Here is a 23487-nt window from a genome sequence, read left to right on the forward strand (position 1 = left end):
CCGCCCGGAGCGCCCCACTAGGTGGGGGCACCGCCCGCGATATCCGCTTTAGCACTTCGGGAGCAAACTGGAGCGATCGAGCCTCTCAATGCGACAGCAAAGTTTGCGAAGAGCGTACATACTTGAGAGCGGTGCTCGACGGCCTGGGTCAGCGTGCACCAAAGCATTACAATAAACGCCCTATTTTGGTGCAAAAGTATTTCGTTTTGCCGCGTAACCTAATTTAACTTTCTGATTCTGAAAGCGTTATGCAGTTGGTACGAAGCTTGCCAATATGCACGCGTGCTGTTCAACCCATCTTGAGGTTTCCCCATGTCCGCCGTCAAAAAAGTACTCGACCTTATCCAGGAACATGACGTCGAGTTCGTCGACTTTCGTTTTGCCGACATGCTCGGCAAGCACCACCACGTGACCTTCCCCTCGCACACGATCGACGAGTCGATCTTCGAGGACGGCAAGATGTTCGACGGCTCCTCGATCTCGGGCTGGAAGGGCATCAACGAATCGGACATGGTGCTGCTGCCCGACCCGGCCACGGCCTACCTCGATCCGTTCAGCGGCCACACGCAGCTCGTTCTGCATTGCGACGTGCTGGAACCGAGCACCATGCAGGCCTATGGCCGCGACCCGCGCTCCATCGCCAAGCGCGCCGAGGCATTCCTCAAGTCCACCGGTATCGCCGACACCGCGTTCTTCGGTCCGGAGCCTGAATTCTTCATCTTCGATTCCGTGCGCTGGCAGAACGACATGGGCCGCGTGTTCTATGAAATCGAATCGCAGGAAGCCGCGTGGAGTTCGCGCTTCAAATACGACGAGGGCAACAGCGGCCATCGTCCGGGTGTGAAGGGTGGTTACTTCCCCGTGAGCCCGGTCGATTCGCTGAACGATCTGCGCGCCGACATGTGCAAAGTGCTGGAATCGCTGGGCCAGGTGGTGGAAGTGCATCATCACGAAGTGGCGAATGCGGGCCAGTGCGAGATCGGCGTGAAGTTCAACACGCTGGTGCAGAAGGCCGATGAATTGATGACGATGAAGTACGTCATCAAGAACGTCGCGCACCAGAACGGCAAGACCGTCACCTTCATGCCCAAGCCGATCGTCGGCGACAACGGCAGCGGCATGCACGTGCACCAGTCGTTGTCGAAGGACGGCAAGAATCTGTTTTCGGGCGATCTCTACGGCGGTCTTTCGCAGACAGCGCTGTGGTACATCGGCGGCATCTTCAAGCATGCACGCGCGATCAATGCGTTCGCCAACTCCACCACCAACAGCTACAAGCGCCTGGTGCCGGGTTTCGAAGCGCCGGTGATGCTGGCGTATTCCGCACGCAACCGTTCGGCCAGCTGCCGCATTCCGTTCGTGTCGAACCCGAAGGGTCGCCGCATCGAAGTGCGCTTCCCCGATCCGATGCAGTCCGGCTACCTCACGTTCACCGCGCTGATGATGGCGGGCCTGGACGGTATCTTGAACAAGATCGATCCGGGTGCGCCGGCCGACAAGGATCTCTACGATCTGCCGCCGGAAGAAGAGAAGAACATTCCGCAGGTGTGCTCCAGCCTCGACGCAGCGCTCGATGCGCTCGACAAGGATCGCGACTTCCTCAAGGCCGGCGGTGTGTTCAGCGACGACTTCATCGACGCGTACATCGAACTGAAGATGCAGGAAGTCACGCGTTACCGCGCCAGCACGCATCCGCTGGAATTCCAGATGTACTACGCGATCTGATCGCGCTTACATTGCAGGTGTGCAAGACAACGGGCGCTTTTCGGCGCCCGTTGTTTTACTTAGCCGCCACGCAGCGGTTGCGGCCGAGTCCCTTGGCTTCATATAGCGCGCTATCGGCGCGGATCAACCATTGCGACAGCGTTTCGCCTTCGCGCCATGCGGCCACACCGATGCTGGTGGTAACGGGAATGGATCGGCCATCGTGCACAACGGCTTCGGCGGCAACCGCTTCGCGAATACGTTCGGCTACCGTCATGCCCTTTTCGATCGTGCTGTTGGGCAAGCAAACCAGCAGCTCTTCGCCGCCATAGCGACCCAGGACATCGCCGTCGCGGCAGTGAGAAAGAATGGTTCGGCAGACGGCGCGAATCACCTCGTCGCCCGCCAGATGCCCGTAGGTATCGTTGACGCGCTTGAAGCGATCCAGATCGAGCAATGCGACGCAGACGTTGCCGTCTTCGGCCAGTTGGCGAAATCCTTCGGCCATTTCGAGCAAGCGCCGGCGGTTGAGAATGCCGGTCAACTCATCCGTGCTCGCCAGCTCGTCAAGACGCTCATTGGCGGTGATGAGATCGCGCGTGCGCAGATCGATCTGCTTTTGCAGATACACCGCTTGGCGCCGCAAATAGAGCGTACGCAGTTGCACCACGCCCATCAGCACCGCAAGCAGCAAGACGCCTGCGACGATCAGGGCGGTTACGGTTTCATACCAGCGCGGTTCGGCAATCACCGGCAGCGTCGTTTCGACGACACGTGAACGCAAACCCTGCGTCGTCGCACGCAAGTGCAAGCTGTATTTGCCATGCGGTAGGTTGGTGTAGATCGCACTTGGCAAACTGCCGCGCGGCACGTCGATCCAGTCGTCGTCGAAACCTTCCATGCGATAGCTGTAGCTGGTTTCCGACGGCGCCTGATAATCGAGCAGCGCAAAATCGACGCGCAAACTGCGATTTTGCGGTTTGAGTTTCAGCGCATCGTTGGCTTTGGGCAGCTGGCCAAAGGGAAGCGGACTGCCGTTGATCACGGCGTATGTCACATCCAGTGGCGCATCTTGCGTCCGTTCCGGCGGCTGCCAGGTGGGGCGGATAACGGTGAGTCCACCAAGACCGCCAAACAGCAGTTCGCCCGTCGGTGCACGTGCCGCGGATGCATAGATGTAGCTGGGTATGCGCAAACCATCGCGACTGCTCAGGTTGTGCACGGCGTGCGTTTTGCCGTCGATGCGCGACACGCCACCGGTCAGGCTGACCCACAAATTGCTGTTGTCGTCCGATTGCACGGCATTGATGTTGTCGCTGCTCAAACCCTGCGCCATGCCGATGCTGCTGAAACGATACGGCGCGTCGCCGTCATGCGACGTCAGCATGGCCAAACCGCCATACGTGCCTACCCACAGGTGACCTTGCGGATCTTCGGCCACCGAGCTGACCAGGAAGTTCGGAAGACTGTTCGGATCGTTGGCATCGCTGATCACATTCTTGAAGTGATCGGTTTGCGTCATGTCCGCCGCAATGCTGATGCCGTGACTCGTGAGGTACCAGACATCGTGACCGATGCGTTCGATGCGCCGCACCGTATCGCTGGCAAGACTCTGCGGATCGTTGACCTTATGGTTGAAATGCATCAACGCATGCGTGTTGATGTCGTAGCGATACACGCCGTCGTACGTGGCGATTTGCAGGTTCTCACCGTCCGCAAGCAGATGCAGTACCGGCTTGTCGTCGATCGCTGGAATGAGGGAATCCTGCACGGTCAGCGTGTCGAGTGAAATACGCGCGATGCCCTGCGTGCCCACCCAAAGATAACCGTCGGGCATTTCGGCAAAGGCCTGAACGTCGCGATGCGTCTGATTGCCGCCAAGCTGCAGATGCTGGATGCGTCCGGCTTTCAGGTCGATCATGTCGACCCGGCCCGCGCTCATGCCGAGCCAGATTCGCTGCCTGGAATCGACGTAAATGCCGCGCACATTCGTATTGGCCAGTCCCTGCGCGCTTTGCGTGACGGCTGGCAGGATCGTGAAAGCGGAACGCGCATTGGGTTGCGTGTGAGCCACGCCCAGATCGGTGGCGACCCACACGTTTCCCGCCCGATCCTGCATCAGTGCGCGAAGCGAATCGCCGGGCAGCGAAGATGGCAGCGCGGCATCATGTGCCAAGGCCCGCAAGCTGCCTGTGTCGGGTGAATAGACCAGGATGCCGTTGCCATCGGTCGCCAGCCAGATCGTGTTCGGGCCGATTTCCAGCACATCGCGCACGGTCGAGCGGCGCTCGTTGTTCGCCGCGTAGCCGCTGTAACCGGCAAGGGCGTGCCAGGTGCCATCGCGATCCCGATACACCGCACCCGACTGCGTACTGCCCGCCCACAGTCTTCCTTCGTTGTCTTCATGGATGACCCAGATGCCATCCTTCAAGACCGTGTCGACGATACCGGGCGGATGCGGTGGGCGAACAAACGCCTTGCTGCCTGCGGTTCGCACAAAAAGGCCGTGGTCGTTGCCGAGCCACACGTTGCCTTCGCGATCCTCCAGTACACCGAAGTTGCGCGGCGAAATCGCGCCTCCTGCGCCAACGACGGAAACAATCCGGTTGGTGCGCAGATCCAGGTGATCCAGGCCGCGCTCGGTGGCAAGCCACACGCCGTCGTTGCCGTCGCGCGACATCTGGTAAATCTTGCGGTCGCTGGTGCCGCCTTTACCGATGGGGTAGGTGACAAACCGATCGCTCTGCGGATCGAAGCGGGTCAGGCCACCGGCATTGGTACCGATCAGCAGGCTTCCATCCGGCAGCGCCAGCAGACAGCGCACATAGGCGTCTGGCAGTTCGGCGGTATGGCCGGATGCGTCGCTGAACGTCTGCAAGCGATAACCGTCGTAGCGAACAAGGCCGCCCATGGTGCCGATCCACATCAGCCCGCGTTGGTCCTGGGCCAGGGAGGTGACGATGGAATGCGGCAGCCCGTCGCTCACGCTCAGGCGATCGAACCAGGGGATGTCCAGAGGCGCCCACGGATCGTCGCCGGCAAGCGCAACATGAAGTGGCAGCGCCAGAACAAAAAGACATGACAGCCAGGCAAACAATGCCCGGCTCAGCATGGACGTCCGATCGCGCATCATGCAGCCGGGTAACCCCGAACTGCGACGTCACTAAAACGCATCACCCCGCCCCTCTGAAAAACCCCTGCTCTCCACGCTTGCCTCATGCGTCGCGCGACCGGCTAGAGCAACCCCTTGATAACGGTGCCACCTACCATCCGACTACGCCGGATGACAGACGAACCCATCATAGTGGGCGCGTTAGCGAAAACGAACGCCTTTCGCAAGGCGATCCGGCATGACCGTCGTCACACGGCGCGCAGGATTTTCTTGCGAACAAACGTTTCATTGATCGCCGGTGGGCGGCTTGACCGGTGAAAGGGGTGGATTTCCCGCGCGAAGCAACCAGAGCTGGCGATTTAAGATGTCCCGCTCACATCGCTTACTTCCTGTTTCATGTAACAGATAGCTGTTGTTTCATGTAACAGAGTTGCGCTGCAACATTTTTGTCACTCGCGCCTCTTAGGGTGGCTGGATGACTCGAGCACTGGATGCCCTCAGGCTGGCGCTTTCGCACCTCGATGTTTCTTTCAGGGGCTTGTTTGCTGGGGCCGTACACACATGGCGATAACGCGACGCGGATTTCTGCGCGGGGCAGGTGGATGGGTCGGCGCGGTGGCATTGGCCGATCTTTGGCGCACCGCACGCGCGTTCACACCACCGCCGATGACGATGCCGATGGCGGCACGAACCAGTGCGCCGACGCTGGCATCGCCGAAGGTGCCGCTGATCAATCCCACATCGCTGGCGCGCTTTGTCGATCCGTTGCCCGTGCCGCCGATTGCGCGCGCCACCGGCACGCGCACGCATCCGCGTTATCCGGGTCGCGAGTTGCCGTATTACCGCATCGACATGCGCGCGTTCAAAGCCAAGCTCCACCGCGACATTCCTGCAACGCCGATGTGGGGCTACAACGGTTCGTTTCCGGGGCCGACGCTGGAAGCGAAGCGCGATGAGCCGCTGCTCGTCGAATGGGTCAACGCGCTGCCCGATAAACACTTCCTGCCGATCGATCACACCATTCACGGTGCGGAAAAAGACAAGCCGGAAGTACGCGTCGTGACGCACGTGCACGGTGCGCGCGTTCCAGCGGATGGCGACGGTTATCCGGAAGATTGGTATGCCCCAGGCCGCTCGGCGCTTTATCACTACCCGAATGGCCAGGATGCCGCGACGCTCTGGTATCACGATCACGCGATGGGCATCACGCGGCTCAATATCTATGCCGGACTCGCCGGTGCATTCATCGTGCGCGACGACGAAGAAAAAGCACTCAATCTTCCAGCAGGCGATTACGACATTCCGTTGATGCTGTGCGACCGGCTGGTCGCGCAGGATGGACAGCTGTATTACCCGGTGTCCGACGATCCGTCCGCGCCGTGGGTGATGCAATGCAACGGCAATCTGGCTTTGTGCAACGGCAAGATTTTTCCCTATTTCGAAGTCGAGCCGCGGCGCTATCGCTTCCGCATCGTCAACATCGCCAACTTCAGCTTCTTCGATCTTTCGCTCTCGCACGATCATGTCTTTCAGCAGATCGGGACGGATCAGGGCTTGCTGGCCGCGCCGTTGCAACGCGATCGCGTCGAGCTGTATCCCGCCGAACGCGCCGATGTGGTGATCGATTTCTCAAGCCTCGCCGGCCAGAGCGTGCAGCTTCGTCATCAATCGCAGGGCATTCTCGAATTCCGCGTGCGTAGCCAGAGCGTTCGCGACACTTCCGTATTGCCAGCCGCACTAAAAGCCGTGCCGCGTATCGATGTGACCTCGGCAGCACAACGTCGCGTGATGACGCTGAACGAAATCGACGACGCCAATGGCTACGCCATGACGATGTTGCTGGATGGCAAGCGCTGGCACGAGCCGATCTCCGAGAAGCCGCTGCAAAACAGCATCGAAACGTGGAGCTTCGTCAATTTGAGCGGCGACGCGCATCCTATTCATCTACATCTCGTGCGCTTTCAGATTATCGACCGTCGCCCCTTCGATCTCTTTGCGTGGAATTCGCATCGTGAATTGAAATTCACCGGACCGGCCGTTATGCCTGAATCGCATGAGGCAGGTTGGAAAGACACCGTTCGCGCCGATCCGGGCATGGTCACGCGCATTGCGATGCGTTTCGAAGGCGAGCCGGGCCGTTATGTCTGGCATTGTCATTTTCTCGAGCACGAAGACAACGAAATGATGCGTCCATATGAAGTTTTGCCGGCGCATTCGTAAAAGGGACGTCAATACAAAGTATGTGCACCATCACGCTTGTCGCACCACTGTCATCAGATCGCGACGCTATGTCGCGCTCCTGCCAACGTTACGTCATGTACGCAGCGCACACTCTTCGGCGCTTGCGAGGGGCGAGATGTTCGCAAGCAGTAATCAGGGGGATTACTCGATTGCAGGCTTTCGTGGAATGCCAGCAGGAGACACCAGACATGCGTACGAAGTTTGGCCGTACCAGCTTGAAACCATTTGCATTGTGCGCGCTCGTCACCGGCATTGTCGGTTTGGCCAACGCACAAACCTCAAACACTTCCAACGATGCTGCTTTCCGCGCCAAAGTGCCGAACGCAGCGACCACGCCGGTGAATGGACAACCCGGCGGTGTAGTAACGCTGTACAACCCCAATTCGGGTCAGGACAACAGCAATCGCACGCGCACGCCGATCAAGCACGTCATTCTGCTGATCGGTGAAAACCGCACGTTCGATCACGTGTTTGCGACGTACACGCCGCCCGCTGGCCAGACGGTCAACAACCTGCTGTCCGAAGGCATCGTAAAGGCCGACGGCACGCCGGGTCCGAACGTCGCGAAGGCGGAACAGTGGCAGGCAAGCCAGACTGGCGATTACTCGAACTCGCCGACGCGCACCAGCGCCTATGCCAACCTGCCGCAGATGAATACAGGCGGCGCACCGACGCAGCCATACCTCGCTTCGGCCGCGCAGGCAGCAGCCATCGAACCCGCATTGCCGACGGCTGACTATGCGGAACTTGCCGAAGGTGGCACCGGTCTGCCGAACGATGTCGTCGACACGCGCTTCCCGGCGACGTTGACGAATGCTCCCGTGAGCATGCACGCGTCGATCAGCTACAACGACTATGCCAACAGTCCGGTGCATCGCTTCTTCCAGATGTGGCAGCAGCTGGACTGCAACACGCACAACGCAACACGTGCCAACCCGAGCGGTTGCCGCGCCGACTTGTTCCCATGGGTCGAAGTGACGATGGGCGCTGGCAACAATGGCGTCACGCAGCCGGCGAACTTCACGGATGAAAGCACCGGTGAAGGCTCGACCTCCATGCAGTTCCTCAACATGGCGCAGGGCGATGCACCGTACCTGAAGCAACTGGCCCAGCAGTATGCGCTGAGCGACAACTTCCACCAGTCGGTGATGGGCGGCACGGGTGCCAACCACATCATGCTCGGCTTCGGTGACGCGATCTATTACGCCGACGCCAACGGCAACCCTGCCGTGCCGCCGTCGAACCAGATCGAAAATCCGAACTCGCAGTCGGGCACCAACAACTGGTGGGTGCAGGATGGCTACAGCGGTGGTTCCTACGTGAACTGCGCGGATGACACGCAACCTGGCGTGGCACCGGTTCGTAGCTATCTGAAGAGCCTGCCGTATCACACCTTCCGCGGCACCGATTGCAAAGCTGGCGCCTACTATCTGGTGAACAACTACAACCCGGGTTACCTGGGCACCGGTGTTGCCGCTCCGCTGGGCGCCGATCAGTACACCGTTCCGCCGACCAAGCAGCAGAACCTCGCGTTGCTGTTGAATCGCCACAACGTCAGCTGGAAGTACTACGGCGAAGGTTGGTCGAATGGTACGGAATCCGGTGAAGCCGGCACGTTCTGCAACATCTGCGATCCGTTCCTGTACTCCACGCAGGTCATGACCAATCCGACCCTGCGCGCGAACAACCAGGACATCAACAACCTCTACACCGACATCCAGAACGGCACGCTGCCGGCCGTGGCGATCGCTAAGCCGGACGGACTGCTGGACGGCCACCCGGCTTCGTCGAAGCTGGAGCTGTACGAAGGTTACGTGCAGAAGATCGTGCAGATGGTGCAGGCCAACCCGACGCTGTGGGACAACACCGCGATCATGATCACCTTCGACGAAGGTGGTGGTTACTACGACTCCGGTTATGTGCAGCCGATCGACTTCTTCGGCGACGGTACGCGCATTCCGCTGCTCGTGGTTTCCAAGTACTCCACCGGTGGCCGCGTGGTGCACACCTACTTCGATCACGTGTCGTTCGACAAATTCGTCGAAGCCAACTGGGGTATCGATGAAACGATTTCCGGCCGCAGCCGCGACAATCTGCCGAATCCGATCCAGTTCGGGAACAATCCGTATGTGCCGGTCAATGCACCTGCCATCGGCGATCTGATGGATATGTTCGACTTCCATCGTGGCTGGAACGGCAACGTTGCTTCCACGCAGAACTGAGTAAGCTTCAACGCATGCCCTGCCCGCTTCGGTGGGCAGGGCATGTGCGTTTTTGAATTCGCAACGCGAGACACGGAATACCCATGACATCACGCTATCTGCGCCGCTGGTCCAATCCGCTTGCTGCCTTGCTGTTGGTCAGCGCATCGCAGACCATCAGCTCGAATGCGCATGCCGATCCCGGCGATTTTCAGGCGATGCCCGGCCTGTGGAAAATCACCATGCACACGGTCACTGGCGGTCACGCCGACAAGACCATCGTGAAATGGCGATGCCTCGATGACGGCGCCGATCCGTGGAAAGTATTCGTCGACGTGCTGGTGCCCGATCCCACATGCCAACGCTCCGGCGAACACCGCACGAGCACGACGCTGGCATGGAACGCCACCTGCTCGGGAAAATCCGGCAACGGCCATATCGATCTCGATTCGGCGATGCACTACACCGGCGACGTCGTGTTGAACGGTCAAGATGCGTTGCAGATCGAGGCGCAGCGCTATGCGGCGTGTACCGGTCCGAGCGACTGAAAAAAGTTCTTGCGCTGTAACTGCATCGTCAAAAACGTAAGCAAATCGCCTACACATTCGGTTCGCGCGAAATTCACGTGTTCCCCACACGTGTATGGTGATGTTATGCCCGCTAAACCGCGGACGTATGTCCTTTCTACGCCGGACACCGTTCGCACAGGGGCGTAACACTCGTGTGAGGGAATCACACGTTCAACAGGGGATACATCATGCTTTTCGAGAAAAGCAGGATCATGAGTGCCGTCGCGGCGCTCGTGATGATGGCGGGTGCCGCACATGCGGGCACCTTTCCGGACTATGGATACCAGCCGCCCGCGAGTTACACCGGGCCGATCTTCCAGCTAAGCCAGAACTATCCGAAAACACTTCCCACCGGGCCGCTTCCGGCCTTCTTCAAACTGCTGCCGCCGAAGCTGACCAACGACTTCGAACAGTGGCGCGTGTACGTCGATGCAGTAAAGAAGTACTGCCTGGAAGGCAATGTCGAAAGCGATTGGTATGTGCAGAACAACAAGGTCCGCAATTGGTATCACGCACCTTGGCAGCACTACGGCCCGTTGGGACGCGAAGGCATCCATGGGCTCACCAAAGAAGCGCAGATCCAGTCGAAGCAGTTGGCGCAGACGCAGATCACCACCGGTCAGACATTCGCCGTGGGCATCTACAACGATATCGGCGGTTACACCATCGGCCAGGTGTGGAAAGATCCGCAAAATCCCGACCCGAGCGTGACATCGCAACCGAACAGTTTTCACAACGGCACGGTGGTGTGCAAACCGTTGTTCGCGGATGTCGATCTCAAACAAGTGCCGTTCCTGGTGAATCCGGTGCTGTGGCAAGCCTACGTGACCGATAGCTTCGATTCGGCCAATCGCGAGATCAAGAACGTGGCGTTGATCCAGATGGACTTTGCCATCCGCGACACGCGCATTCCCGGCACGGGCTGGATTTTCGGAACGTTCCAATACAACGGCCAGATCACCGGTAAACCGAGTTGGGACAACCTGGTGCCGGTCGGGCTGATGTGGGGCAACGATCCGGAAAACACCGGCAACGATTACACCAACAAGCAACCGACGGTGACCAAGATCAATCCGACGATCATGGAGACGGCGATCAATGCCAAGACTTCCGAGTTACCGCCAACGCATCTCGGTTGGAACGGACGTCTGGATGGCCCGGTGGACAATCCGGTGAGTGCCTGCCTGAGTTGTCACATGACCGCGGAAAGTCCGCAGTTGTCGCCGATGAATCCGACTTTCCAGGCGCCCGACAAAGTGCCACCGGTTGGTTCGAAGGAGTGGATGCGCTGGTTCCAGAATGAACCGGCAGGAAAGCCGTTCGACACCGGTGCACTCAGCACCGATTTCAGCTTGCAGCTCGCTGGCGGCATCCAGAATTTCTACGACTGGAAGTGCACGCAGGACGGCGTGTTCGTTCAAGGCGGCAATGCCTGCCAGCAGACGAAGAACAAGCTGAAGCTGATGAAGTCGATTACACCGCCGGCCAAGGTGTTCAAGGTCGAGCGCGATCCGTCGCTCAATCAGTTGCACTAAGCGCTGTATTCATGCCGGTCTGATCGCGATACCGATCGGACCGGCATGATCCTCTCCGGCGTATTTACGTGCGTATCGTTCTGCGCAGGCTGTCGTGTTCGTTGCTTCCATGCGACACTTACGTTTTGCAGAACCGCAGGGGGTGTGGCCATGCAGATTCTCACGCTCGAACATTTCGCCAGTCGCATCAATGAGACTTTCACGGTCGATCTTGGGCACGGCAAGTCGCCGTTCGTTTTGGTCGAGGCAAGGCCGTTACCGGCACTGACAATGCAGGGTGCGGTGCGGTCGCCTTTCTCGCTCCTGTTTCATCACGCCTCGGCCGTGTTGTTCCCGCAGCGCATCTATCAGATGGAGAGCCCGGGCATCGGCGATTTCGGCATTTTTCTGGTGCCGGTAGCGCGCAATCACGACGGATTCGTGTATCAGGCCGTGTTCAACTAAGTGGCCGCTGGCACATCCCAATGCATGAGCAAATGCATGCCATCGACACCTTCATTTTGAAAACCCAGCCGCAGATACAGCGCATGGGCACGTGGATTATCGAGTCGAACGTGTAGAGACAATCCCTGTGCACGGGCATTGCGCGCTTCTTGCTGCAGCTGCTGTATCAGCGCCCCGCCCAGGCCATGGTTCTGCCACGTCGGCAACAATCCGATATCGACAATCAGCCAACGCGGCGGCGCGCGTAGCAGATAGAGCCTGCCGATAGACGTCCCTGCGTGCTCCAGCACAAGAAACTCAGCGTGCTCGAAGTGCGTGGTGAAATGCCGATGCTGCAGAACGAACTGGCTGTCGAGAAAAGATGCGCGAGTGTTCTCGGGCCATGCGATCAAAGCCATTTCATCCGCGCGCAGCGTCTCATACAAGCGGCGCATGAAGTCCACGTCGCCTTGTTCCGCTGAGCGCCATCCGAAGCCCCGCTGGCGCAGGGCTTCGGAAAACGGGATCGTGGGCTGGCGCGATGGCGGAAACTCCAGATCGCTCAGCGAGAGTGCGCTCACGGCCGCGGCGGGAACAGGCCTGACAACGCAATGCAGAAATTCAAGGCGAGGAGCGGTTGACGATTTTCGTGCGGCTGGCCCTGCCCTGCGGTGCCAATCATGCTCGGCGCAAAGTTGACGTTGGGCTGTGGTTGCGAAACGAATGGCGTGGCGTTGGCGGGCAGCAGCAAGAAATCGCCATTTGCCGGTATGCCATGGCGCAGGCTCTGATCCTGCTGACCGTGCAAGTTCAGAGTGTGGTTGTGCCCCGGTATTTCCGACTGCAGCAAGGTCACGCTTTCGCTGCCGAACGATTCACCAACGACGCGCTGGGTGAGCCCTGGCCCCTGTCCCTGTCCGCACGCCGTGGTGCCGCCATAGTTCGGTAGACCGAAATTGGATTTGCCGTCACCGCCGAAGTTGGTGCCGAGCAGTGAAAACAATGCGGTGTTTTGCTGAATGGGCATAAGCTGCCCAGCACAGATCGCCCATTGATACGGCGCATAGTTGAAACCGAAAATCTGAACTTCGCCGAGATACGGTGTAGTCATGCTGAATTCTCCCTGTGGCGCGCGGAAAACAGCGCCGATCAGCCCTGCGACGGAAATATCCCGCTCAACGCGATGCAAAAACTCGCGGTGAGTGTGGGCATGAGGTTGTCGTGCGGAAGGTTGCCGCCAATCTGCGAGACCGTGGCACTCGCCGGCGAAACGATCGTGGCGGCGCTCGTCGCCGAATACATGGTGTCGGCACCCAGGCCGCCAAGCTCCGCGGTCGCCGCTGGCGCATTGAGGGTCGCAATGCTGGTGGCCGCGATAAACGGATGCGTGTGCGCGGGCATTTGTGCATTGAGGATGGTGACGCTCTCTGTGCCTGCGATCTGGCCGATCACGCGCGGCGTCAGGCCGTTGCCGGTGCCCTGGTGAACGGGGACGCGTCCGCGCAGATCGGGCACCGCGAAGGTGGAAACGCCGTCGCCACCGTAAGTAGTGCCGAGCAGGGTGTACAGCACTTCGTTCGAGGAAATGCTTAGCAGGCTCCCGTCGCACAACTGCCAGCCGACCGGGGCGAAGGTAAAGGAAAACAGCCGGATCTCACCGACGAAAGGTGTACTCATGGCAATGCTCCGATGCGCGGGTATCAGTTACGCGAAGGAAAGACGCCGTTTAGCGCGATGCAAAAATTGATCACGCTGAAAGGCTGCATATTTGCGTGCGGCTGTCCGCCACCGGTCGTCGATAACGTGGCGGCGTTAAGAGACACCTGCGAACCGCTAGCCGGGGCATACAACGCTTCGCTTGCGACGCTGCCGTAAAAGTTGTTGACCGGATTGCGCTCCGTGCCTGCCACGGTCGTGCCGTAGCCCAGATGCGTGTGCTGCGGCAGTGTTTGCGTCGTGAGGCTCACGTTTTCAACGCCGGCCACGGTTCCCACCGGATAGTTGGCGTTACTGCCGAGAGGTGTGCGCCCACGCAAATCCGGCAGCATGAAAGTGCTGACGCCGTTGCCGCCGAACTGCACGCCGAGTAAAGCGAATAGCGCATTGTTTTGCGCGATGGGTAAGGTCTGTCCATTGCACAGCGCAAAACCTCTGGGCGCAAAGTTGTATCCGCTGAGCATGACTTGCCCGATAAAAACTTCTGCCATGAAATTTTCCCCCTGGTGAAGGCGATGCGACCGAGCCGGTGCCGCCTGCTACAACTCTGATCCCATCGATGCCTGCTTGACAAGTATTCGCCGGTTGGAGCGGTATGATCCACTTGCGATGTGACATGATCGTGATGTTTGTATAGTCCGTATACGCCGTCTTCACATTGCGTAGACACGCATATGCGTAGAGACGGCCAAACGACTGTTTCGCGATATTCGTCAGTGCGCCCGCCACCATGACGCGGCGGGTGCCACACAGGGGTGACAATATGCAGCAGGTTTTCCATTCGCATGGATCGGCGATGGCGCGCCGTGTCGGCCGTTACGACTATTGGCGCGGCTTGCTCGCGTTATTGTTCATTGCATTGATGTGGCCGGGCATGGCGCGTGCGGTTGCGCCGCTATGTCCCAACTTCAACGTGCCCGATGCGAACACCACGCCATCCACGTCGCCGATGGCATCGGACACCGAGATCAGCATCAACGCGTCGGCGTGCGATTCCGCTCCCGGCATTGTTGGTATCGGCAACATCATCACGCAGCCGTCGCATGGGTCGGCCACTGCAAACAGCGTTACCGATATCGTCACTTACACCAACAACGGCGACGGAGCGACCACCGACTCGTTCACGTTCGCGGACAGCAACAACACGGCGATCACCGTTACCGTATCGATCGCCGCCGTGACATCGCCGATCACGGTAACGCCAGCATCGTTGCCGACGCCACAAGTAGGTACGGCGTTTACGCCCGTCACCATGAGCGCGACCGGCGGAACCGCTCCATATACCTATACCGAAACCAGCGGCTCGCTGCCGCCGGGTATGAATTTCTCCAACGGCACGTTCTCCGGCACGCCGACGGAAGACGGCAGCTTCGACGTCACGATCAAGATCTCCGATTCGGTCGGTTTGAGTACGACCAAGAGTTATGCGCTGGACGTCCCTGCGCCGACTTTCACGTTTCAGCCCTTGCCGGCACCGGCTGTCGGTGTGCCCTATAACCAGACGATCCAGGTGTCCGGTGGCACCCTGCCGTACAGCAACTTCGCCGTCAGCTCGGGAGCTTTGCCCAGTGGACTGACGCTCAGCTCAAGCGGTGTGCTATCCGGTACGCCCAGCGCGGCGGGAGCATTCAACTTCACCGTGCAGATGGCCGACAGCAGCACGCCGACCACGTACTTTGGCGCACATAACTATACCCTCACCGTGGCCACCGCGACGGTGCCGGGCGCGCCTACGGGCGCGAGTGCGACGGCCGGCAATGCGCAGGCCAGCGTGGCCTTCACTGCACCTGCCAGCAATGGTGGCGCCACGATCACCGGTTACACCGCTACATCCAGTCCCGGCGGATTGACAGGCACGTGCAGCACGTCGCCGTGTACCGTGATCGGCCTTACCAACGGCACGGCTTATACGTTCACCGTCACCGCCACCAATTCCGTGGGCACGGGCTCGCCGTCCGCCGCGTCCAACAGTGTCACGCCATCGAGCGTACCCAGTGCGCCAACGGGTGTCTCCGCCACAAGTACAACGCCTGCGCAGGCGACTGTTACGTTTGCTGCTGCCAACAACAACGGCTCGGCCATCACGGGCTACACAGTGACATCCAGTCCTGCCGGCGGCGTCGACTCCAACGCCGGTACGACCGCGCTCAGTCACGTGATAACGGGACTCACCAACGGCACCGCGTACACGTTCACCGTCACGGCGACCAATGCGGACGGTACCGGCCCGGCATCCTCTGCATCGAACAGCGTCACGCCAAAAGCGACGCAGACGATCACCTTCGCCAATCCCGGCACGCAGAACTTCGGCACCACGCCCACACTCACGGCAACCGCCACGTCGGGTTTGACGGTGACCTTCAGCTCGACCACTACCGCGGTGTGTACGATCACCAGCGGTGGTTTGCTCACCTTCATCACGGCCGGCAGCTGCAGCATCAATGCGGACCAGGCCGGCAACGGCACGTATTCCGCGGCGCCGACGGTCTCGCAATCATTTGCCGTCGCCCCGGCGGTGCCGGGCCCACCGACCATCGGCACGGCCACGGCGGGCGATGCGCAGGCAACGATCAGCTTTGCGGCGCCCGCATTCACGGGTGGTGCGTCGATCACCCAATACACCGCCACCAGCAGTCCGGGTGGCCTCACCGGCACGTGCGCCAACACACCATGCACCGTGGCCGGCCTCACCGATGGCACCGCCTACACGTTCACTGTGACCGCGACGAACTCGGCGGGTACGGGCGCGCCGTCGGCAGCATCGAACAGCGTGACGCCGAAAGCGGCACAGACGATTACGTTCGCGAATCCGGGCCCGCAGAATTTCGGCACCACGCCGACGCTGACGGCTACTGCCACGTCTGGCCTGACCGTTACTTTCACCTCGAGCACGACGGCGGTGTGCACGATCACCAACTTCGGCACGCTTACCTTCCTTGATTCCGGTAGCTGCACCATCAATGCGAATCAGGCGGGCAATGGTGTCTACGCTACAGCACCGCAAGTGAGCCAGACATTTGCTGTCGGAACGGTGGTGCCGGGTGCACCCACCATCGGCACCGCCACGGCGGGTTCGGGGCAAGTATCGGTCAGCTTCACTGCGCCGGCATTCACGGGTGGTGCGTCGATCACCCAATACACCGCCACCAGCAGCCCGGGCGGCCTTACGGGTACATGTGCCTCTACTCCCTGCGTAGTGACGGGTCTTACCAACGGCACTGCCTATACGTTCACTGTGACGGCGACGAACTCGGCAGGCACGGGCGCACCATCGGCGGCGTCCAACAGTGCGACGCCTAAGGCTGCACAAACAATCACGTTCGCCAACCCGGGCGCGCAAAACTTCGGCACCACGCCAACGCTTACAGCTAGCGCGACCTCTGGATTGACGGTGACGTTTACATCGAGCACGACAGCGGTGTGTACGGTTACCAGCGGCGGCACGCTCACCTTTATCACCGCGGGAACATGCACCATCAACGCCAATCAGGCCGGCAATGGTACTTACTCGGCTGCGCCGCAGGTGAGTCAGTCGTTCACCGTCAACGGGATTGTGCCGGGCGCTCCCACCATCGGCACGGCGACAGCGGGCGACCAGCAAGCGACGGTGAACTTCACTGCACCAGCATCATCGGGTGGCTCGCCGATCTCCGCTTACACCGCCACGAGCAGCCCGGGCGGTTTCACCGGCACGTGTGCCAATTCACCTTGTACCGTGACCGGCCTTACCAACGGCACGGCCTATACGTTCACAGTAACGGCGACCAATGGTGTTGGCACCGGCGCGGCATCGGCCGCATCAAACGCGATTACGCCGAAAGGCAATCAGACGATCACCTTCGCCAATCCCGGCACACAGAATTTCGGCACCACGCCAACGTTGACCGCCACGGCAACATCCGGATTGCCGGTGACGTTCTCCTCGAGCACGACCGCGGTCTGCACCATCACCAGTGGCGGCGTGCTGACGACGGTGACGCCGGGAACGTGCACCATCAACGCGAATCAGGCGGGCAACAACACGTACCTAGCTGCACCGCAAGTGAGTCAATCGTTCGCGATCGCGGGCGTTGCGCCTGGCGCACCGACTATCGGTACGGCAACGGCCGGTAGTGCGCAGGCAAGCGTGACGTTTACGCCGCCGACCGTTACCGGTGGCGATGCCATTACGGGCTACACCGCGACGAGCAATCCGGGTGGCCTGACCGGTACCTGCGCCGCATCGCCTTGCACAGTAACCGGGCTGACCAATGGCACCGCGTACACCTTAACGGTAACGGCGACCAATGCAGCCGGAACGAGCGTGGCATCGGCGGCATCCAACAGCGTTACACCCAAGGCCACTGGCGCGATCACGAATTTTGTCGCCAACCCGGCGGCGCCAGTGTTCAAGCCGAGCGGTACGTTTACCGTATCCGCAACGGGCACGGGCTCGAGCAGCCCACTGGTGTTTGCGATTGCTTCATCATCGAACGCGGTATGCACGATTCAGGGCAGCACGGTCACCACGCTTTCGGCAGGAACATGCACGGTTACGGCTAACCAGGCCGGCGATGGCAGTCATACCGCCGCGGCGCAGGTGAACCTTGCGGTGACGATCAGCAATCCGCCGCCGCCCACCGCCAGCAACGTCAGCGCGAATACCAACTACAACACCGTCGCCACCATCAATCTGAGCAGTGCGATCGCAGGCATCGACGTCACCTCTGTGGCGATCGCGAAAACACCGCAGCACGGCACGACGACGGTGTCGGGCGAGAGCGTCACCTATACGCCTTCGCCCACCTTCTACGGCGGCACTGACAGCTTTACTTACACCGCGACCAATCCCGGTGGCACGTCGTCGCCTGCGGCGGTGACGATCACCGTCGTGCCATCTGCCGTACCGGTAGCTGCAGCAGATACCGTTGCAACGACAGCTGGCACGCCGGTGTCGATCGAGGCCGAGTCCGGTGCAACCGGTCCGCAACCGTTCGTTGGTGTCGGCGTTGCCACGCAACCTTCGCACGGCAGTGCGACGGCAAACGGGGAGCAGATTACTTACACGCCGGCAGCCGGGTTTGTGGGCACCGACACGTTCACTTACTTCGTGTCCAATCATTTTGGCGAATCACAGCCGGCAACTATCACTGTTACCGTCACGGCGGCGGGCAGCGCTGCCGGCCATACCAAGACGGTCATTACGTCGCCCGGCACACCGGTGTCAGTGAATCTGGGCAGCATTGTTCCGGGCAGTTACACCGGATCGACCTTGCTGGGCCAGTCGCCTGGCGGTGCGGGCAGCGTGTCGCTCAATCAGCCCACCGCGTTGACGTTTACGCCGACGAGCAATTTCACCGGCTTGGTACAGATCACGGCGGTGCTTGCATCGACCAATGGCAGTCCGGTGACCGTCGATGTCCTGGTGCTGGTAACCAGGCAGCCCGACCCATCCAAGAATCCGGACGTGCTCGGACTGATCAATGCGCAAACGACGGAAGCGGAGATGTTCGCGCAGAGCCAGCTCGACAATATTCGCGGTCGCCTGGAAAACCTGCACGATGGCGGTGGCTCACTCTTCAGCAACAGCTTGTCTGTCAGCCTTGATGGGAAGCCGTTGGGCGGCGGCGGTGCCAACGCGCTGCCGGGTCAGCCGCAAACAAACGGAGCGCCGGGGAATGCATCGTGGCCGCAGGCGAGCGGCTTCATGCGTCAAGGCATCGGTACCGCCGATGCACCGGACGGTACGCTTCTGTCGTCGGATACACAGAGCAGCCAGCCAACGGCCGCCAGCAACCTGAAAGGTCCGCAAGGATTGGGTGTTTGGATTGGCGGCACGGCAAACTTCGGATCGTTCGATGCTTATCGCCAGGCAGCCGGATTCGATTCCGACAACATCGCTGTGACGGCCGGTGTCGATCAACGTATCGGCACCCAGGGCGTGATCGGTCTAAGCCTCGGTTACGACCACGACAACAGCGACATTTCCAACGACGGCACGCATAGCATCGCGCAAGGCTACAGCGCAGCGGTTTACGGCAGCTTTGCCCCATCGGAGAAGACGTATATCGACGCTGTGCTCGGCGGCGGCGGTCTGAGCTTCGACAGTCAGCGCCATGACGCCGACAACGGCGATTATCTGCAGGGCCACCGCAACGGCGATCAGTGGTTTGCATCGTTGACGGGCGGCTACGAATACAAGTGGAACAACTGGCTGTTGTCGCCGTACGGCAGTCTGCAATGGTCGTTGTCGCGCTTGAACAGCTTTTCCGAAACGGGCGATGCTGTGGACGCGCTTACTTACGGAAGCGAACAGGTACGTACTTCACAAGCAATTCTGGGGATACGCGCGAGTGCCGAGTACAAAGAGAGCTGGGGTGTGCTGATTCCGCACTTCCGACTCGAATTGGGCCACGATTTCCAGGGCACGACCGATACCACGTTGAGCTACGCGTTTATTCCTTCCGCGGGTTCCTGGAACGTGCTGACCAATCCGTACAGCGCTAACGGCAACAGTGCGCAACTGGGCTTCGGCAGCGATCTGCGCCTGTGGGGCGACTGGCTTATCACGACGGAATACGATTACCTGATGCAGCCGCACGCGCACGATCAGATGATCAGGTTCGGGCTGAAAAAGCACTGGTAGTACATACGTTGCGCCGTGCTTTCCTGCGGGAAGTACGGCGCAACAGCAACGCCTATCTTGCTTGCGATGGTCAGCCCGCGATGACTGGAGATTGCTTCAATTTCCGCAGCCTGCGTTTTTCCGCACGCCGTGCTTTGCGCGCGGCCTTGCGCTCACGGCGATCGTGTTGCCACAAATAAATGGCTGGCGTACTGAGCAGCGTCAGCAGCTGCGAGACAAACAAGCCGCCGAGAATCGCGATGCCTAACGGCTGGCGCATCTCCGAACCAATGCCGAAACCGATGGCCAGCGGCAGTGCCGCGCCCATTGCAACAAGTGTGGTCATGGTGATCGGGCGAAAACGAACGAGTGCAGCTTCACGAATCGCTTCCGGTGGTGTGCGGCCGTGTTCGCGTTCGGTGACCAGTGCAAAGTCCACCATGAGGATCGCGTTCTTCTTCACGATGCCAATCAGCATCAGCACGGCGATCACCGACATCGTCGATAGCTGCGTGTGGGTGATCAGCATGGCGAGGAACGCGCCCATGCCCGCCGCGGGCAACGTGGAAAGAATGGTCAGTGGGTGGATCAGACTTTCGTAGAGAATGCCGAGCACGATGTACATCGCGAGGATGACCGCGATGAAGATGATCGCTGCATTGGTGGCCGCATCGACCAACTTTTGATTGTCGCCGGTAAATTTCTTCATCACGCCTGGCGGCAGTTGCGCCGCAAACATCGCCTGATCGATCAGCGTCAGGCCATCGGCTTGCGTGATGCCGTCGGCCAGGTTGTAGTTGATCGTTGCCGATTCAAGCTGGTTGTAATGCTGGATGTCGATCGGCTCGATAAAGGGCCGGATGCGCGCCATCGCCGACAGCGGCACCATCTTGTTCTGGCTGTTGCGCACGTACATGTTCAAGAGCGTTTGCGGGCTCAATGAATTGGCATCATCGGCGATCAGGATCACCTGGTATTGATCGAGATCCGAGTAGATCACCGACACGGGCGTCTGACCGAAGGCATCGGCCAGCAGCTGGTCGATCTGGCCCATGCCCACTTGCAGGCGCGAGGCGGCATTGCGATCGATTTCCAGTCGCTGCTGCTTGCCGATGCTGTCGAAGCTGGTGCTGACGTCGCGGAACTGTTTCATTTTGCGCATGACTTGCGCGAGTTTTAGCGTGGGTTGCTGAAGTGCCTGACTCGTCGTGCTCGTCAGGTCGAAGGCGAATTTGCCTTTTGCTTTGCTGCCGGTACCGCTGGTGAAAAAGCCGATGCTGGTAAGCGTGATTTGTACGTCGGTCAGTTTCTCGTATTGCTTGTTCAATCGCGCAATGACTTTGTCTGCCGGATCCGGACGCTGGCCCGGACCGTTACCGCGCGGCTTGAGGTCGATGAAATACGTCGCTTCATTGGCAACCGCGCCGTTGGTGTTGTTGCCGCCAAGAAACGAGGTGACATCGAGCACGGCCGGATCGGCCAGCATCACCTTCTCGAGCGCCTGTGTGCGTTTGGCGAGCAGATCCGGCGAGATGTTGGCATCCGCAACAAGATCCGCTTCGATCTTGCCCGTATCGCCTTCCGGCATCAGCGTACCGCCGGCTGTTTCCGCCACCGCCACGGCCAATACGACTGTCAGGATCAGCAGCAGCAGCGGTTGCCAGCGCATGATCCGGCGATGGCGCATCGCCCAGTCCAGCCCGGCGGAATAGATGCGCAGCAGGCCTCGGTCGAAGCGTTCTACTGCTCGCTCCAGTTTTCCCGGCTGCGCGCGGGATTCCTCCCGCACCAGGTAAATCCCGCAAAGTGCAGGCGTAAGTGTGAGGGAGACCAACGCGGAAATCACGATGGTCGCAATCAGCGTGACCGAGAACTCACGCATCAGCATCACCATCGCGTTATGCCCGAACACCATGGGCGCAAATACCGCAATCAACGACAGGGTGATGGAGATCACCGTAAAGCCGATCTCGCGCACACCAATGAGCGATGCCTGCAGTGGGTCGGTGCCTTGCTCCATGTGACGAAAGATGTTTTCGATCACCACGATGGCATCGTCCACCACGAAGCCGATACACAGCACCAGCGCGATCAGCGACAACATGTTGAGCGTGAAGCCCAGCGCATACATCAGCACGAACGCGCCGGCCAGCGACAACGGCACGCTCAGCATGGCGATGACGGTCGGGCGTACACGGCGCAGAAACACCAGCATCACCGCAGCGACCATCAACACGCTGAGCATCAGCGCCACTTCTACTTCGCGCAGTGTCGACTTGGTGGAATCGGTCAGGTCGAAGATTGGCGTGATCTGCACATCGGCCGGCACCAGTGCCTGCAACCGCGGTACCGTAACGCGGATGTTTTGCGCGAGCTGCACGGCGTTGGCTTCCGGACGCTTCATCACCTGCAAGATCACCGCGTGCTGGTTGTTGAACCATGCCGCCTGGTACGCATCCTGTTGGCCGTCGGTCACGGTCGCCACATCGGAGAGCCGTACCGGAATGCCCTTCTGATTGGCAATCACCAGCGACGCGAAGTCGCGCGCTCTGATCAATCCATCGTTGGCGCTCACGGTCATTTCCGTGACGCCATCGCTGAGAATGCCTTGCGGTGACGTGACGTTCGCCGCACGCAGCACATTGGCGACGTCATTGGCGGTAAGTCCTTTCGCCGTCAGCGCGCTGCTGTTGAGCGACACACGCACCGCATGCGGCGTGCCACCGATCAGCTGTGCCTGCGCGACGCCGGGGATTTGGGCAATTGCCGGACGCATCAGCGTGTCGGCGAGATCGTAGAGTTTGTCTGGCGCCATGCTGGTGGACGTCATGGACATCAGCAACACGGGTATCTGCGTGGTGTCGGCCTTGAACAACTGCGGCGGCGACAACGCCATCACGGCGGGCAGATCGGGTATCGCCGCATTGATCGCCGCTTCGACGTCGCGCGCAGCGTCATCCGCGCTGCGCGATGTGTCGAAGAGGATCTGGATTTGCGTACCGCCGGGATTGGCATCCGAAGTCATTTGCTGGATACCGGGAATGCGGCCGAACTGGCGCTCCAATGGCGCTGTCACCGTTGCCGCGACCGTTTGCGCATCCGCCCCGGGAAGCAGTGCCTGCACTGTGACGGCCGGAAACTGCATGGAGGGAAACGCTGCCAAACCCAGCACCAGGTACGCACAGAAGCCGGCAATGATCAGCCCGATCGCCAGCAACGACGTGGCGGCGGGGCGACGGATGATCGGCTCAAAAATATTCATGCGCTCACTGCCAGGTTCATATCAACCGCCGGACGGCGAAGTGGGCGACGACCTCGCGCGCCGCACGTCATGCCATGGTGAAAGGTCAATCCCAGAACACTTCATACGCGTGCAGGCGGC

General features: G+C 60.2%; 13 protein-coding genes. 7 read left to right on the plus strand and 6 right to left on the minus strand.

The genetic code is table 11. From position 1 onward, the window contains the following. The first annotated feature begins 312 nt into the window (after positions 1–312). Positions 313–1725 (plus strand): type I glutamate--ammonia ligase, encoded by a 1413-nt coding sequence (gene glnA / locus EKH79_RS13445; RefSeq protein WP_126674324.1) that lies wholly within the window; start codon positions 313–315, stop codon positions 1723–1725. Between the two features lie 55 nt (positions 1726–1780). Here the strand turns inward: glnA and EKH79_RS13450 are convergent, their stop codons facing one another. Then, the gene (locus EKH79_RS13450; protein ID WP_233590306.1) at positions 1781–4816 is read right to left on the minus strand and encodes a ligand-binding sensor domain-containing diguanylate cyclase; all 3036 of its coding nucleotides are present in this window, start codon (positions 4814–4816) and stop codon (positions 1781–1783) included. A 561-nt stretch (positions 4817–5377) separates the two neighbouring features. Between EKH79_RS13450 and EKH79_RS13455 the strand changes: the two genes are divergently transcribed. From EKH79_RS13455 to EKH79_RS13475, 5 genes are all read left to right on the plus strand, one after another. Beyond that, entirely contained in the window at positions 5378–7036 is a 1659-nt protein-coding gene (locus EKH79_RS13455; protein WP_126674326.1) for a multicopper oxidase family protein, read from the plus strand. 209 nt (positions 7037–7245) lie between these two features. Further along, positions 7246–9279 (plus strand): alkaline phosphatase family protein, encoded by a 2034-nt coding sequence (locus EKH79_RS13460; RefSeq protein ID WP_126674327.1) that lies wholly within the window; start codon positions 7246–7248, stop codon positions 9277–9279. Positions 9280–9362: 83 nt separating this feature from the next. Then, positions 9363–9806: a hypothetical protein gene (locus EKH79_RS13465; protein WP_126674328.1), complete on the plus strand. Its 444-nt coding sequence runs from the start codon at positions 9363–9365 to the stop codon at positions 9804–9806. 233 nt (positions 9807–10039) lie between these two features. After that, positions 10040–11362, plus strand: a complete 1323-nt coding sequence (locus EKH79_RS13470; RefSeq protein WP_233590307.1) for a hypothetical protein — start codon at positions 10040–10042, stop codon at positions 11360–11362. 150 nt (positions 11363–11512) lie between these two features. Next, positions 11513–11806, plus strand: a complete 294-nt coding sequence (locus EKH79_RS13475) for a DUF6916 family protein (protein WP_126674330.1) — start codon at positions 11513–11515, stop codon at positions 11804–11806. Here the strand turns inward: EKH79_RS13475 and EKH79_RS13480 are convergent. Genes EKH79_RS13480 through EKH79_RS13495 form a run of 4 tightly spaced genes read right to left on the minus strand, consistent with a single transcriptional unit; the run spans position 11803 to position 13992 of the window. After that, on the minus strand, positions 11803–12366 hold the full coding sequence (locus EKH79_RS13480) for a GNAT family N-acetyltransferase (RefSeq protein WP_126674331.1): 564 nt from the start codon (positions 12364–12366) through the stop codon (positions 11803–11805). The two genes, EKH79_RS13475 and EKH79_RS13480, sit on opposite strands and share 4 nt — an antisense overlap. Beyond that, a complete protein-coding gene (locus tag EKH79_RS13485; RefSeq protein WP_126674332.1) occupies positions 12363–12896 on the minus strand; it encodes a phage tail protein in 534 nt (177 codons plus the stop codon). Before EKH79_RS13485 ends, EKH79_RS13480 begins: the two co-directional genes overlap by 4 nt. Before the next feature lie 38 nt (positions 12897–12934). Continuing rightward, entirely contained in the window at positions 12935–13462 is a 528-nt protein-coding gene (locus tag EKH79_RS13490) for a phage tail protein (RefSeq protein WP_126674333.1), read from the minus strand. 23 nt (positions 13463–13485) lie between these two features. Then, positions 13486–13992 carry a phage tail protein gene (locus EKH79_RS13495; RefSeq protein WP_126674334.1) on the minus strand — a complete coding sequence of 169 codons (507 nt, stop codon included), beginning with the start codon at positions 13990–13992 and terminating at the stop codon, positions 13486–13488. A gap of 272 nt (positions 13993–14264) precedes the next feature. Here EKH79_RS13495 and EKH79_RS13500 point away from each other — a divergent pair, with 272 nt between their 5' ends. Continuing rightward, a complete protein-coding gene (locus EKH79_RS13500; protein ID WP_158621251.1) occupies positions 14265–20126 on the plus strand; it encodes a fibronectin type III domain-containing protein in 5862 nt (1953 codons plus the stop codon). A gap of 70 nt (positions 20127–20196) precedes the next feature. Here the strand turns inward: EKH79_RS13500 and EKH79_RS13505 are convergent, their stop codons facing one another. Further along, entirely contained in the window at positions 20197–23367 is a 3171-nt protein-coding gene (locus EKH79_RS13505; RefSeq protein ID WP_126674336.1) for an efflux RND transporter permease subunit, read from the minus strand. Positions 23368–23487 lie beyond the last annotated feature (120 nt).

The organism is Dyella dinghuensis (genome assembly GCF_003977615.1).
Classification (GTDB): Bacteria; Pseudomonadota; Gammaproteobacteria; order Xanthomonadales; family Rhodanobacteraceae; genus Dyella_B; species Dyella_B dinghuensis.